A 14,123-nucleotide genomic window follows, 5' to 3' on the forward strand; every position below is an offset into this window, starting at 1 on the left:
GTTATAGTGGAACTACGCAAGAGAGCCATCCGGTCCGTATTGCGCGGGGCCCGACCACTGTTCGCGTCCCGCAGGCTCGGAGTGGCCGGCCGGCGCCTCATGCTGGCAACGCTCACGGCCGCCGCGCGTCCTCCCAAGGGCACCCGCTTCCAACGCGTCTCGATCGCGGGGGTCCCCGTCGAGCGCGTCCAGCCCCCGCAGACCGAAATTCGCGGCACCCTGATCTACCTGCATGGTGGGGCATATGCCCTGGGCAGCGCCAAGGGCTACCGCGGCATGGTTGCCCACCTTGCAGCTGCGGCCGGCATGACGGCGCTGGTCCCCGACTACACGCGCGCACCGCAGGCCCGTTACCCGGTTGCCCTCGAGGAGATGGCCGCCGTGTACTCGTGCTTGCTCGATGATGGCCTTGACCCGAAAACCACTGTCATCGCTGGTGATTCGGCTGGTGGTGGGCTGGCACTCGCACTCGTCATGGCGCTGCGCGATCGCGGACTCCCGACTCCCTCCGCGCTCGGCCTGATCTGCCCATGGGCCGACCTCGCCGCCGACATCGACCAGACGCGACAAGTACTGCGCGATCCCCTGATCCTTCCGTCCATGTGTAACGAATGGGCATTGCGCTACGCCGGATCCTCCGATCCCCGCTTGCCCGGCATCTCTCCGGCGTACGGCGATATGGGCGGCCTACCGCCGATTGTCATGCAGACCGCGAGCGACGATCCTGTCTCCGTCGATGCGGACAAGATCGAAACCGCCTGCGCCGCATCGCGAACAGGCCTCGAACATCGCCGTTTCTTCAGCATGTGGCACGACTTTCATCTCCAGGTCAGCCTGCTCCCCGAAGCGCGCGAAGCGGTCGCCGACCTCGGGGCAAGGCTACGTAGCCACCTCCACCAATCACAGGAAGTCGTCAGATGAGTCCATTTCGAAGGCAAGGTCGCAGTGATCACCGGGTCCGGGTCCGGCATCGGTAGGGCCCTGGCCCTCAATCGCGCCGAAAAGGGAGTTAAGCTTGCCCTTTCTGACGTCGACACCGAGGGACCGGCCGAAACGGCGCGCCTAGCCCAGGCATTGGGCGCACACGTCAGTTCCGATCGACTCGACGTCGCTGAACGGGAAGCCGTACTGGCCTGCGGAGACGCCGCCGTCACACATTTCGACACCGTCCACCGGGTCTACAACAACGCCGGCATTGCCTACAACGGCAACGTGGAGAAGTCGGAGTTCAAAGACATCGAGCGCATCATCGACGTCGACTTCTGGGGTGTGGTCAACGGAACTGAAGCCTTTCTGCCGCATGTGATCGCATCCGGCGACGGACACATCATCAACGTCGCCAGCCTGTTTGGTCTGATCGCGATTCCCGGTCAAAGCGCCTACAATGCAGCGAAATTCGCTGTGCGCGGCTTTACCGAGGCGCTACGCGAAGAGATGTTGGTCGCCAAGCACCCGGTCAAGGTGACCTGCGTGCACCCTGGCGGCATCAAGACCGCGGTCGCCCGCAACGCCACTGTCGCCGACGACGAGGGCCAGCAGACTTCGCGGCGTTCTTCGACAAGCGACTGGCTCTGCATTCACCCGAGATGGCCGCAAAGACCATTGTCGACGCCGTTGCCAAGGGCCACGCCCGGGTCATGGTCGGCTGGGAGGCCAAAGCCGTTGACGTGCTCGCGCGCATCACCGGCTCGTCCTATCGGCGCATCGTTGCCGCCGGCGTCGCGAAATTCTGCCCCTGGTCCGCGAGTAGCGGCACCCCACCTCACAGAAAGACACACATCACCGTGAAAACCACTGCCGCGGTCCTGCTTGAGGCCGGCGAACCGTTCGAACTGATGGAGCTGGATCTCGATGGGCCCGGTCCGGGCGAGGTGCTGATCAAGTACACCGCTGCGGGGCTGTGCCATTCGGATCTGCACCTCACCGACGGCGACCTGCCACCACTGTTCCCGATCATGGGTGGCCATGAGGGATCCGGGGTCATCGAGGAGGTCGGAGCCGGCGTGACCAAGGTCAAGGCCGGTGACCATGTGGTGTGCAGTTTCATCCCCAACTGCGGAACCTGCCGCTGCTGCTCGACCGGCCGGCAGAGCCTGTGCGACATGGGGCCACCATCCTGGAAGGCAGCATGCCCGACGGTGCATTTCGATTCCATTCCAAGGGAGCCGATTTCGGTGCGATGTGCATGCTAGGGACATTCGCTGAACGGGCCACCGTGTCCCAACATTCGGTAGTGAAAATCGACGAATGGCTACCGCTTGAGACGGCGGTGCTGGTCGGCTGCGGGGTACCGTCCGGTTGGGGTACCGCGATCAATGCCGGAAACCTGCGGGCAGGTGACACAGCCGTCATCTACGGTGCGGGAGGCTTAGGCATCAACGCGGTCCAGGGCGCAACCGCCGCCGGCTGCAAGTACGTCGTCGTTGTCGACCCCGTGTCGTTCAAGCGCGACACCGCGCTCAAGTTCGGCGCGACCCACGCGTTCGCTGATGCCGCCAGCGCCGCGGCGAAAGTCGACGAGCTTACCTGGCGGAAGGGCGCCGAGGCGGCGCTAATCCTGGTGGACACCGTCGACGAGGAGGTCGTAGCGGCGGCGACCGCGGTGATCGGCAAGGGCGGCACCGTCGTCATCACCGGGTTGGTGGACCTCGCCAAACTCACCGTGCATGTTTCCGGAACCGACCTGACGCTGGACGAGAAGACGATCAAAGGATCTCTGTTCGGTTCCTGCAATCCGCAGTACGACATCGTGCGGCAACTGCGACTATATGACGCGGGCCAGCTCAAGCTGGACGAACTAGTCACCACCACTTACACCTTCGAGCAAGTGAACGAGGGCTACCAAGACCTGCGCGATGGCACGAATATTTGCGGCGAAATTGTAGACAAATGAGCCATTGATGGAGAAGCTGGCGGGTGCCGAGGCTAGCCCTCGCGGACCGATGGCCCGCGGGCACGAGAGGAGACTCAGGACTTGATGCGCAGACTCAACGGCGTTGACGCGCTGATGCTGTATCTCGACGGTGGCAGCGCCTACAACCACACGCTCAAGATCAGCGTGCTCGACCCTTCGACGGATCCTGATGGCTGGTCGTGGCCGAAGGCGCGGCAGATGTTCGAGGATCGCGCCCACCTGCTGCCGGTCTTTAGGCTCCGGTATCTACCGACACCGCTGGGCCTGCATCACCCCATCTGGGTCGAGGATCCCGATTTTGACCTCGACGCGCACGTGCGCCGAGTCACGTGTCCCGCGCCCGGGGGGACGGCGGAATTCTGCGAGCTGATCGAGCAGATCTATGCACATCCGCTCGACCGCGACCGCCCCCTGTGGCAGGCCTGGGTGGTCGAGGGCCTCGAGGACGGCCGCGTCGGCCTGGTCACGCTGGTGCACCATGCCTACTCCGACGGCGTCGGTATCTTGGACATGCTCTCCGCGTTCTACAACGACACGCCTGACGATGCCAGCGTAGTTCCGCCCCCGTGGGAACCGCCGCCACTGCCGTCGGCAAGGCAGCGATTGGGTTGGGCGCTGCGAGACCTGCCCGGCAGGCTCAGCAAGATCGCCCCGACCGCGCGGGCCGTGCGTGATCGGGTGCGCATCGAGCGGGAGTTCGCCAAAGATGGCGAACGGCGTGTCCCGTCCGCATTCGACCGCTCCGCTCCGCCGGGCCCCTTCCAGCGTGGGCTGTCCCGTAGCCGGCGGTTTTGCTGCGAATCGTTCTCACTCGCCGAAGTTCGCGAGGTGAACAAGACGCTCGGGGTCACGATCAACGACGTCTTCCTGGCGTGCGTCGCCGGTAGCGTGCGCCACTATCTCGAGCGTTCCGGCTCGCTTACCGACGGCGCTATGGTGGCGACGATGCCGCTCGCCGTCACCCCGGCGGCCGAGCGTGCACACCCGGGTAACTACTCGTCGGTCGACTACGTCTGGCTGCATACCGACATCGCCGACCCGCTCGAGCGGCTGCGCGCGACACACGTCGCCGCCGAGGCGACCAAGCAACACTTCGCCCAGACCAAGGACGCCGACTTCGGCGCTTTGGTCGAGCTGCTGCCGGAACGCCTCATCGCGGCCCTGGCGCGTGGCAATGCCCGAACCAAGGGCCGCTTCGACACGTTCAAGAACGTGGTGTTGTCCAACGTGCCAGGGCCGCGTGAGCCGCGGTATCTCGGCCGGTGGCGCGTCGATCAGTGGTTCTCCACCGGACAGATCTCCCACGGCGCGACGCTCAACATGACTGTCTGGAGCTATTGCGACCAGTTCAATGTGTGCGTCCTCGCCGATGCCGCCGTGGTTCCCGACGCATGGGAATTGGTGCGCGGCTTCCGCGCCTCGCTCGAAGAGTTGCTCGCGACGGCACGTACACAGACCACATCCAAGGAGACGGCCACATGACGCGCATCAGTCCCATCGATCTGTCATTCCTGTTGCTCGAGAGGGCCAATCGGCCAAATCACATGGCTGCCTACACGATCTTCGAGAAGCCGAAAGGGCAGGAGTCTTCGTTCGGACCTCATCTCTTCGAGGCATATCGGGACAGCCAGGCTGTCAAGCCCTTCAATCACAAGCTGAAGTGGCTAGGCAGAGATGTTGCCGCTTGGGAGACCGTTGAGCCCGATATGCACTATCACATTCGGCACATCGCACTACCGGCACCGGGTTCGATGCGGCAGTTTCACGAATCGGTTTCGTTCCTCAACACCGGCCTGCTGGACAGGGGGCACCCGCTCTGGGAGTGCTACATCATCGACGGCATCGAGAACGACCGGATCGCGGTCTTTCTCAAAGTGCACCATGCGCTCATCGACGGCGAAGGAGGCCTGCGCGCTATGCGCAGCTTCCTCAGCGATTCACCGGACGACAAGGCGCTGGCCGGTCCCTGGATGTCGTTCAACGGCGCTCTCCGGCCGCGCCGGGCAGCCACCACGCCGTCGCGCACCGAGCAGCTGCAATCGATGGTCAAGGGGCTCAGTAAACTGCCGGGAGGCCTTTTCGGTGTTGGCGCAGACGTGGCAGACCTTGGCGCGCAATCACTGAGCCTCAAGGCGCGCAAGGCGTCCCTGCCCTTTACTGCGCGACGCACCCTGTTCAACAACACGGCGAAGTCAGCGGCGCGCGCGTATGCGAACGTGGATCTGCCACTTGCCGGCGTGAAGGCCCTCGCCAAGGCGACCGCCACCTCTGTCAACGACGTGGTGATGACGGTGATCGACGACGCGCTGCATCACTACCTCGACGAACACCAGGTGCCCACCGACCGACCACTGGTCGCTTTCATGCCAATGTCGCTACGCGAAAAGTCGGGCGACGGCGGAGGCAATCAGGTGACCGCCGAACTGATCGCGATGGGTAGACCCGAGGCGAGTCCCATTGAGCGCCTTAAGGAGATCAACGCGGCGACCACGAGAGCGAAGGATAAAGGGCGCGGAATGCAAACGGCGTCACGCCAGACCTATGCGCTCCTTCTACTCAGCAGCTTGACGATGGCGGATGCCCTACCCCTACTCGGGAACCTGCCGAGCGCCAACCTGGTGATATCAAACATGAAGGGGCCCACCGAGCAGCTGTATCTCGCCGGCGCCCCGATGGTCGCCTTCAATGGCCTGCCCATCGTGCCGCCTGGCGCCGGACTCAACGTCACCTTCGCCAGCATCAATACAGAACTTTGTATCGGAATCGGCGCAGCGCCGGAAGCCGTTCACGAGCCCTTCCGGCTGGCCGAACTCATGGAACAGGCTTTTGCCGAACTCCAAAGCGGAGCCACTGCAACGAGTCCCACAACACCGAAGCAGAGGACCACATGAAGAACATCGGCTCCATGCTCAGACAACGGGCAACCGTCTCGCCCGGGCTCGAAGCCTACGTCGAGCCATCGACCGACGTGCGCATGAAATACGCAGAGATGAACGCGCTGGCGAACCGGTGCGCAAACCTGCTCACCTCCCTGGGGATCGGTAAAGGCGACCGCGTGGGATTGCTGATGCCCAATAGCGTGGAGTTTTGTTGCCTGTTCTATGGCGCAGCCAAGATCGGGGCGGTAGCGGTCCCGCTCAACACACGCCTGGCTGCGCCCGAGGTGAGTTTCATCCTGTCCGACAGCGGCAGCAAAGCGGTGATCTTCGGAGCGGAGTTGGCGGCGGTGGTTGACGCCGTCAGGGCGGATACCGACCCACCTCGCACTGTCACCTACTGGTTGCCGATGGGAGACGGCGTTGACTCGTTGGGCGACCGGCTGAGGTCGTCGTCCGCCAACGAACCAACCGTTAACTGCGGCGGCGACGACAACCTTTTCATCATGTACACCTCGGGTACTACCGGACGCCCGAAAGGCGTCGTGCACACGCACGACTCGGTGCACTCGGCCGCAAGCTCATGGGCCTCGACTGTCGACGTCCGCTACCAGGACCGCCTGCTGCTCCCCCTGCCGATGTTCCATGTGGCAGCGTTGACGACGGTGATCTTCAGCGCCATGCGCGGGGTCAGCCTGATCTCGATGCCTCACTTCGATGCAACGAAGGTGTGGTCACTGATCGTCGACGAACGGGTCTGCATTGGTGGCGCCGTGCCGGCGATCCTCAACTTCATGCGGCAGGTACCCGAGTTCGCCGAACTCGATGCGCCCGATTTCCGCTACTTCATCACCGGTGGTGCGCCCATGCCGGAGGCGTTGATCAAGATTTATGCCGCCAAGAACATGGAGGTCGTGCAGGGCTACGCGCTCACCGAATCCTGCGGCGGCGGCACCCTGCTACTTAGTGAGGATGCGCTGCGCAAGGCCGGCTCGGCCGGACGCGCCACCATGTTCACCGACATCGGCGTGCGTGGTGACGATGGCGTGATCAGCGAGCGGGGCGAAGGCGAAGTTGTGATCAAGTCCGACATCTTGCTCAAGGAATACTGGAATCGCCCTGATGCCACCCGAGACGCCATCGACAACGGTTGGTTCCGCACCGGCGACATCGGCGAAATCGATGATGAGGGTTATCTCTACATCAAGGATCGTCTCAAGGACATGATCATTTCCGGCGGCGAAAACGTCTACCCGGCCGAGATCGAAAGCGTGATAATCGGCGTTCCCGGGGTCAGCGAGGTGGCGGTCATCGGCTTGGCCGACGATAAGTGGGGCGAGATCGCCTGTGCCATCGTTGTCGCCGATCAGAACGAGGTCAGCGAGCAACAGATCCTCGACTTCTGCGGAACCAAGCTTGCGCGCTACAAGTTGCCGAGAAGGGTCATCTTCACCAAGAGCATCCCGCGCAACCCGACCGGAAAGATTCTCAAAGTAGTACTGCGCGAACGGTATTCGACAATCGCCTCGACGTGACGCGCCAGTTACTGGCGGGCCATCGCGATCCGGAAGCGCTCGTCGGGTCTAATGTAGTGGTCGGCGTCGTTGGCGTTCTCGCCAAGATCGATTCGCACCCAATCGATTTTGCCGTTGGACCTGCTGGGCGGAGCCGTGTAGTCGGGGCTGACGGTGGTGCCGGACTCGTATCCGACGTCGGTGGTTTCGTCGGTGGCGAAAATGAAGCCTTGTGTTTGCGCGACACGCCAGTAGCGGATGACAGCCATATCCACCCTTGAAATTGCTTGCGGCGCATCGTTTATCGCTGTGTGATACGCCCAGGGAGGTTTCGATGCGGATCGCGATCACCGCACCCAAATCCCCGTAGCAGGTGCGTGACGCCGGGATCGCGCCATGGCGAGCCTCGATCGCCTCCCACGCTCGCTGGCGGACCTTGTTGCGCACTAGCGCTACCTCGACGATGCTCGGCTGCTCCATCTCGTTAAGGGACCGCCACATCGTCGGAACCGACGCCACCGCCCCGAACAATCGGTGCTGATCGCGCAGCATCGCGGTGCCGGCCAGGTTCTGCGCGCCGCCGGCGATCGACACCGCCACATCGCGCAGCACCGAGCCCCGGTAGTGAGTGACCTCCGGGCGCGATAGCACCGCAGACAAACCGATGGTCAAACCCAGGTTGTCGGCCAGCATGCGCGGGATCGCAATCCCGGCATGCCCCACCACGTCGTCGCCACGGACCTCAACCCGCACATTCTTCGACCAGTCGGTATTGGTCTGCGTCTGATAGGTGTGTTCTCATCTCGGATAATGGAACTTCAAGCACTCCGATCGTCCTTGTGACAGCGCACCTTTCGCGCCAACGACACCCATCAACGCCTAGCCGCGTGAAAGATCCAGGCATGTGGGTCAGGGGCCCGTCGATGAGGTCGGCGAAGACCATTTCGATGATCGCGTGCTGGCGGTGGGTGATGTCGGCATGGGTGGTTGGTAGGTCGGTGTTGGTGGAGAACGGGTGATACCGCCAGACCGGGAACAGGGTGTCGCGGAAGCGGGCGTCTTTGACCCGACGCACCACCAATCGGGCGGTGAACCGGTCTTTGGTGGCCGCGAACGCGGTGTAGCCGATCTCAGCGACTTCGGCATCGGAGATCCACTCGCCGGTATCGGGATCACGCACCGCGCCCGGATATTTCACCGCCGCCCACGCGGACTCGTCGATGGCATTGATGGCCCGGTCGATCGCGGCGTTGCGGCCCATGACCACGGAGAACTGTGCACCGTAGCGCCGGCAGGCGCCGACGACAGCGCGAGTGCCGTAGGAGGAATCACCACGCACCAGGATCGCACCGATTGCCCCGACAGCTCGGGCTGTGGTGATGGCCTGGGCGACCATCCGGCCGGTTCCTTTGCCGGAGCCGGTCCTGCCGGCCCGCAGGCGCATCCCGGCGATCGCCGTGCTCAGTTTCGGTGCAGGGTTGGCCGATCCCGACTCGATCCTCGGTGCGGGGATGGAAATCTTGTCGGCCAACAATTCAGGCAATCCGGTTTGGGCGGCCAGCGTCATCACCGGCACCAGTCCGGCACACGACACGCGATGGGCATCATCGAAGACAGCCGACGACGCAGCGCAGCTATGGGACACTTGCACCGGAAGTGCCTTTCTGAACTGGTCTGATTGATGCATAGAGAACACCGATCCTCCCAGCTCAAGGGCGCTTTCCTCATTCCGACACCCCATGACCAGCCAATACATCGGTGAATCCAGGCTAAGCCTGAGATTGCCCTACACCAGCGGTTGCCGGTGGCCGGCCAGTAGGATGGCTGGTGTTCGTCGCACCGACCCGAAGGGCACAGGCAATGCGTGCAGTGGCTCGTCATCTGTTCGTGGTGCTGGCGGCTGCCACCATGGTGGCAGCAGGGTCGGGCAGCCCGGCCACCGGAGCCGTTCCGGTGCCCCATGCGCTGCCGGATGTTGCGTCGATCTTTCCCGCCCCGGGCTCGGTTGTGGGTGTGGCCACTCCGGTGGAGGTGACGTTCAGCGCACCCGTCGTCGAGCGCCATGCCGCCGAACGAGCCATCCGAATCGACTCGCCGAACAATGTGACGGGGCACTTTCAGTGGGAGAACCGCTACGTCGTGCGCTGGATCCCGGACACATACTGGGCGCCGCACTCGCGTATTTCGGTCGGCATCCAGCAACTGACCGAAGGCTTCGAAACCGGCGACGCCCTCCTGGCCGTGGCGGACATCTCCGCGCACACCTTCACGGTGAGCCGAAACGGCGAAATATTGCGCGTCATGCCGGCGTCGATGGGCAAGCCGAGCCGCCCGACCCCTATCGGCAATTTCAGCGCCTTGTCGAAGGAAAACAGCGTCGTGATGGATTCGCGGACCATCGGCATCCCGCTCACTGACCCCGATGGGTACAAGCTCACGGCGTACTATGCGATCCGCGTCACCTGGAGTGGCGTCTACGTGCATTCCGCCCCGTGGTCGGTCGGCTCGCAGGGCTACGCCAATGTCAGCCACGGCTGCATCAACCTGAGTCCGGACAACGCCTCCTGGTACTTCAACCAGGTGAACATCGGTGATCCGATCAACGTCATCCCCTGATCTGCCGGTTCGCGGCATGGCGGCGAAACCCGGGGTGCGCACGGTCTAGGCTCGGCGGCATGGCCAACACTCTGCAGGAGTCCGGGGTCTCCGCAGTCCTCGACACGATGTACCGCGCCGCCGACGACCAGTTGGCGTCGTTGCGCGAAAGACACAACGAGTTCGAACGACCGATGACCGTGCGGGAACGCTCCGAGGCTATGAGCGAGTTCTACATTCCGGTCACCCGGGATGCGGGCCGGTTGCTCTACTCGCTGGTGCGAGCGACGCGGCCGGCTACGGTCGTCGAATTCGGGATGTCGTTCGGGATATCGGCGATACACCTGGCGGCCGCGGTGCGGGACAACGGTGCCGGCCGGGTGATCACCACCGAACTCAGCGAATCCAAGATCGCCGCGGCCAGCCGTACTTTCTCCGAAACAGGATTGGATGCGGTGATCGAAATCCTGGAGGGCGACGCACTTTCTACGTTGACGGCGCTGGACGGACCGGTCGACTTCGTGCTGCTCGACGGTTGGAAGGACCTTTATCACCCGGTGATCAAGCTGCTCGAACCGTCGCTGTCGACGGGAGCGCTGGTAGTCGCCGACAACGCCGAAGCCGCGGATATGCGGCCCTACCTCGACTACGTGCGCGATCCGGGCAACGGATACGTCAGCTTCAACTTTCCCGGCCGGGAACGCGACAGCATGGAACTGAGCTGCCGAGTAGGTATTTGACGGTCGGACCGACCCGGCTACCGGATCGATTCCTCAAGCCACGGCAATAGCCATTGGACCCCTTCGGAGGTCAGGTGCACGCCGTCGCTGCGTACCTTGATGCCGTCGACTCTGGCGGTGTATACGCCCTTCGGGCACAGTTTCTTGTTCAGATCGAGAATTTCGACGTTGGGATAGCGGTGAACCGCGTTGCGCAGCATCGCATTCCACTTGTCTACCCGGCTGGGCTGGTCCTCGGGATACGGGCGGCCGTCCGGCTTCTCGCCACCCCGGCTGTAGGGCACGGTCGCGACCACTACCCGAACACCGGTTGAGCCGGCGATTTTCAGTGCACGATGCAACTCGAAGTTGAGATACGAGTCGAACCTTGCGTCGCCGATATTGGTCCACTTTCCCTCGATGACCCGGTCGACGGTCTCCCAGCGGCCGATGACCAGAAATGCGACGTCCGGACGGTCGTAGCTGACCTGCGCTGCCCAGCGGCTCGGCCAATTGTTGCATTCGGGCCGTTGTTCCAGGGTTTCGCCGACGTACTGGTACGGCGTGCCGCGGACCAGACTGCATCCGATCACCGTGTGGTCGACGAATTCGAACCCGGGTGTCGACGGCAGGAAATGCATCATCGTCCAGCCGATCGAATCGCCGAATACTGAGACGCGATATGGCGCGTTGGGGCCGCGTGGCCGACGAGCGGCTGCAGCGGCGGCCGGCGGCGCCGGGGATACTGCCGCAACCGCCGAGAATTCAGGCGGCCGGTCGGGCTCACGCGGCCCGGCTCCGATCGGTACTATCAGCACCGCGATCGCCCCGGCACTGGCAGCGGTGGCTGCGGCCAACGGCAACAGCGGAACGCCTTCCGGCCGCCAGTTGCGGATGGGCTCTTCGATCACCCAGAATGAGACCGCTGCCACCGCAACCGTGGCCGCACAGCGCACGGCGAACAATGCGCCACCGGACCATCCGGTGCGTTCTCCGTTGAGCAACAGGAACACCGGCCAGTGCCACAGGTAGATCCCGTAGGAGATGGTGCCGAGCCAGACGAGCGGGCGCCAGGACAGCAGGCGGGCTACCGCGCCCCGCTGCTCGAGTGCAACGGGCGCGACGACGAACGCCGCGGCCAGTGCCACCACGGTGAGCAGGCCATGACGGAATTCAGCCGAGTTACCGTTGGCGTGGTGCGCCATCACGGCCAGCGCGGCCAGCCCCGCGATGGGCGTCAGCCGGGCGACGCGGCGTCCCCAGCGACTGCGGATCAGACACCAGCCGTGGTTGAGCGCCGGCCAGTCGCGAACCAGTAGAGCCGCTGCCGCGGCACCGATGAGCAGCGCTTGCGCCCGGGTATCGGTGCCGAAGTAGATGCGGTCGCGAGTCGCGTCGGATGCGAAGAAAATGACGGCCGTTGCCGCTGCCGCCGCGCCCAGGGTGGCGATGATGAAGGCGCTGAACCGCACGTGGCCGACGGTGATCTTGGCGAAATACCGCTTTGCGCGTGCGGCCAACAGCAGCGTCACCGCGGCCAGCAGCAGCGGCCAGACCAGGTAGTACTGTTCCTCCACTCCCAGCGACCAGGTGTGCTGAAGGGGTGAGGGCGGAGCGCCCTGGGTGAAGTAGTCGGTCTGTTGAGTCACGAACCGCCAGTTGGCCAACCAGCAGAATGCGGCGATCACGTCGCCACGGAGTCCGTTGAGCGACTGCGAGGGCAGCAGTTCGTGAAGCGCCCCCACCGCGAGGACCATCAGCACCAGGGCGGGGAGCAGCCGGCGTGCCCGGCGAATCCAGAAGCCGGTCAGATCGATCCGCCCGGTTCGTCCGAGTTCGTCGAGGATCAGCGAGGTGATCAGGAAGCCGCTTAGCACGAAGAAGATGTCGACGCCGACGAATCCGCCACCGAAGCCGGGGACGCCGCCGTGCTTGAGCAGAACCAGGGCGACGGCTATCGCGCGCAGGCCATCCAGTGCGGGGATACCGCCGTGCCTCTCGGCGGGATCCCAGGGAGTACGACGCCGGACTCGCCTGATCGGAGCCACCCAGCGGCGCTTTTCCTCCGCGCTGGGTGGGGAGTCCGCCGGTGCGGGTTGGCTCGCATCCGGCTCGGTGCGGGCTGCTGGTTCGTGCCGGTGCCGTCCGGCGCTGAATGCGATCACGCCGCCGCCCCTTCTCTAAGTTCCGGAAAGCCTAGTTGCGCAGCGGCCGGATTCGACGTCGGGACACGCGGGATAGCTTAAGACGCAGAACAAATTTGCGGTCCGCCGGAATCTAGGGGGCGTGGGGGTTCGAATTTGTCGGCTTCGCCCGGCAGTCATTGGATGTGGGGTTGGGCGGGGTGTCCGCGACTGGTGTGGCGGCGTAGGTTCGAGTGGTATCGCCATCGAGGAGCAGGAGAGCGCATGCGTACTTTCCAGTCGGTCGCCGAGCTCGCGGCCACCGCGGGCGAACCTCTGGGGCAGAGCGACTGGGTGACAATCACCCAGGACGAGGTCAACCTGTTCGCCGACGCCACGGGCGATCACCAGTGGATTCACGTCGACCCGGAGCGGGCGGCCAAAGGCCCGTTCGGGACGACCATCGCGCACGGCTTCATGACGTTGTCGCTGCTGCCGAGGTTGCAGCACCAGATTTACACGGTCAACGGGATCAAGCTGGCAATCAACTACGGCCTGAACAAGGTGCGGTTTCCCTCCCCGGTCCCGGTGGGTTCCCGAGTGCGGGCGAACAGCTCGCTGGTCACTGTCGAGGACGTCGGCAACGGTGCGGTGCAGGCGGTCGTCGCGACGACTGTCGAGGTCGAAGGTTCGACCAAGCCCGCGTGCGTGGCGGAAAGCGTCGTCCGCTTCGTTTCCTGACGCGTGCTTTGCGAATCGCGCTTTCCTGAGCCGCGGAGTGCCCGGTCGTGCCGGCTGCGCCCGCGGCATCCTTACCTGTTCACCGGCTATGGCGAAACCGATCCGGTTGTGCCGGCGTTGCCGCCGGGAGAGCCGGCGCCACCACCAGGGCCCCCGGTAGCGGTCCCGGAGCCGAGGTTGGTCACGTCTCCGCCGTCTCTGCCGTCACCCCCGGTGCCGCCATCACCGGCGTTATTGCCTACCGCACCGCCCTGGCCGCCGTAGGCATGCGCGGATGAGGTGGGGCCGTCGACGGTCGCGTGACCCCCGCAGGCCCCGCCGCGGCCGAACAGCCACGCGTGCCCGCCGGTACCGCACACACTGCCGGTGCCTCCGGTCCCTCCGGTGCCTCGGGCGCCGCCGTTGCCGTACAGCCAGCCCCCGGGGTGTCCGTTCACACTGCCCGTGGTCCCGTCGGCGCCATTGCCGATAAGTGGGCGGCCGGTGTAGGTCAGCCATGGGTCGTTGATCGCGGTCAGGATCTGGTCGCCCACACTCGCCGCGTTGAAGGCCTCGGCGCTGCCGTATAACCCGGCTGTGCCGGCCAGCGCCGCGACGAACTGCTGGTGAAACTCCGTTATCTGGGCATTGACCCCCTGATA

Annotated in this window: 10 protein-coding genes and 5 pseudogenes; 9 read left to right on the top strand and 6 right to left on the bottom strand. The window is 64.3% G+C overall.

The genetic code is table 11. The features are described from left to right. The first annotated feature begins 6 nt into the window (after positions 1 to 6). The 6 genes and pseudogenes from ACK5M9_RS08830 to ACK5M9_RS08855 all read left to right on the top strand — a co-directional run bounded on the left by ACK5M9_RS08830 (position 7) and on the right by ACK5M9_RS08855 (position 7,325). Positions 7 to 921 (top strand): alpha/beta hydrolase, encoded by a 915-nt coding sequence (locus ACK5M9_RS08830; protein ID WP_416892792.1) that lies wholly within the window; start codon positions 7 to 9, stop codon positions 919 to 921. A gap of 24 nt (positions 922 to 945) precedes the next feature. Beyond that, a pseudogene (locus ACK5M9_RS08835) lies at positions 946 to 1,742 on the top strand (SDR family NAD(P)-dependent oxidoreductase); the annotation flags it as partial. A 42-nt stretch (positions 1,743 to 1,784) separates the two neighbouring features. Further along, positions 1,785 to 2,893: pseudogene (locus ACK5M9_RS08840) on the top strand (NDMA-dependent alcohol dehydrogenase). An 84-nt stretch (positions 2,894 to 2,977) separates the two neighbouring features. After that, positions 2,978 to 4,396, top strand: coding sequence for a WS/DGAT/MGAT family O-acyltransferase (locus ACK5M9_RS08845; protein ID WP_416892793.1), 1,419 nt, complete (start codon positions 2,978 to 2,980; stop codon positions 4,394 to 4,396). Beyond that, a complete protein-coding gene (locus ACK5M9_RS08850) occupies positions 4,393 to 5,805 on the top strand; it encodes a WS/DGAT/MGAT family O-acyltransferase (protein ID WP_416892794.1) in 1,413 nt (470 codons plus the stop codon). Before ACK5M9_RS08845 ends, ACK5M9_RS08850 begins: the two co-directional genes overlap by 4 nt. After that, positions 5,802 to 7,325, top strand: coding sequence for an acyl-CoA synthetase (locus ACK5M9_RS08855; protein ID WP_416892795.1), 1,524 nt, complete (start codon positions 5,802 to 5,804; stop codon positions 7,323 to 7,325). The genes ACK5M9_RS08850 and ACK5M9_RS08855 overlap by 4 nt, the downstream gene beginning before the upstream one ends. A gap of 8 nt (positions 7,326 to 7,333) precedes the next feature. Here ACK5M9_RS08855 and ACK5M9_RS08860 read toward each other — a convergent pair whose 3' ends face one another. The 3 genes and pseudogenes from ACK5M9_RS08860 to ACK5M9_RS08870 form a co-directional block, all read right to left on the bottom strand. Beyond that, positions 7,334 to 7,573, bottom strand: coding sequence for a hypothetical protein (locus tag ACK5M9_RS08860; protein ID WP_416892859.1), 240 nt, complete (start codon positions 7,571 to 7,573; stop codon positions 7,334 to 7,336). A gap of 34 nt (positions 7,574 to 7,607) precedes the next feature. Then, positions 7,608 to 8,057 (bottom strand): annotated as a pseudogene (locus tag ACK5M9_RS08865) (hypothetical protein); the annotation flags it as partial. A 145-nt stretch (positions 8,058 to 8,202) separates the two neighbouring features. Further along, positions 8,203 to 8,955, bottom strand: a pseudogene (locus ACK5M9_RS08870) (transposase); the annotation flags it as partial. Between the two features lie 209 nt (positions 8,956 to 9,164). Here ACK5M9_RS08870 and ACK5M9_RS08875 point away from each other — a divergent pair. Next, positions 9,165 to 9,920 (top strand): L,D-transpeptidase, encoded by a 756-nt coding sequence (locus ACK5M9_RS08875; protein ID WP_416892796.1) that lies wholly within the window; start codon positions 9,165 to 9,167, stop codon positions 9,918 to 9,920. Between the two features lie 59 nt (positions 9,921 to 9,979). Beyond that, positions 9,980 to 10,639: an O-methyltransferase gene (locus ACK5M9_RS08880; protein WP_416892797.1), complete on the top strand. Its 660-nt coding sequence runs from the start codon at positions 9,980 to 9,982 to the stop codon at positions 10,637 to 10,639. Positions 10,640 to 10,656: 17 nt separating this feature from the next. Here ACK5M9_RS08880 and ACK5M9_RS08885 read toward each other — a convergent pair whose 3' ends face one another. After that, entirely contained in the window at positions 10,657 to 12,657 is a 2,001-nt protein-coding gene (locus ACK5M9_RS08885; protein WP_416892849.1) for an acyltransferase family protein, read from the bottom strand. A 369-nt stretch (positions 12,658 to 13,026) separates the two neighbouring features. Between ACK5M9_RS08885 and ACK5M9_RS08890 the strand changes: the two genes are divergently transcribed. Then, positions 13,027 to 13,482 carry a MaoC family dehydratase gene (locus tag ACK5M9_RS08890; RefSeq protein WP_416892798.1) on the top strand — a complete coding sequence of 152 codons (456 nt, stop codon included), beginning with the start codon at positions 13,027 to 13,029 and terminating at the stop codon, positions 13,480 to 13,482. Between the two features lie 86 nt (positions 13,483 to 13,568). Here the strand turns inward: ACK5M9_RS08890 and ACK5M9_RS08895 are convergent, their stop codons facing one another. Then, positions 13,569 to 14,015 (bottom strand): hypothetical protein, encoded by a 447-nt coding sequence (locus ACK5M9_RS08895; RefSeq protein ID WP_416892799.1) that lies wholly within the window; start codon positions 14,013 to 14,015, stop codon positions 13,569 to 13,571. A gap of 21 nt (positions 14,016 to 14,036) precedes the next feature. Continuing rightward, a pseudogene (locus tag ACK5M9_RS08900) lies at positions 14,037 to 14,114 on the bottom strand (PE domain-containing protein); the annotation flags it as partial. Positions 14,115 to 14,123 lie beyond the last annotated feature (9 nt).

This window comes from Mycobacterium sp. (genome assembly GCF_047975165.1).
GTDB lineage: Bacteria > Actinomycetota > Actinomycetes > Mycobacteriales > Mycobacteriaceae > Mycobacterium.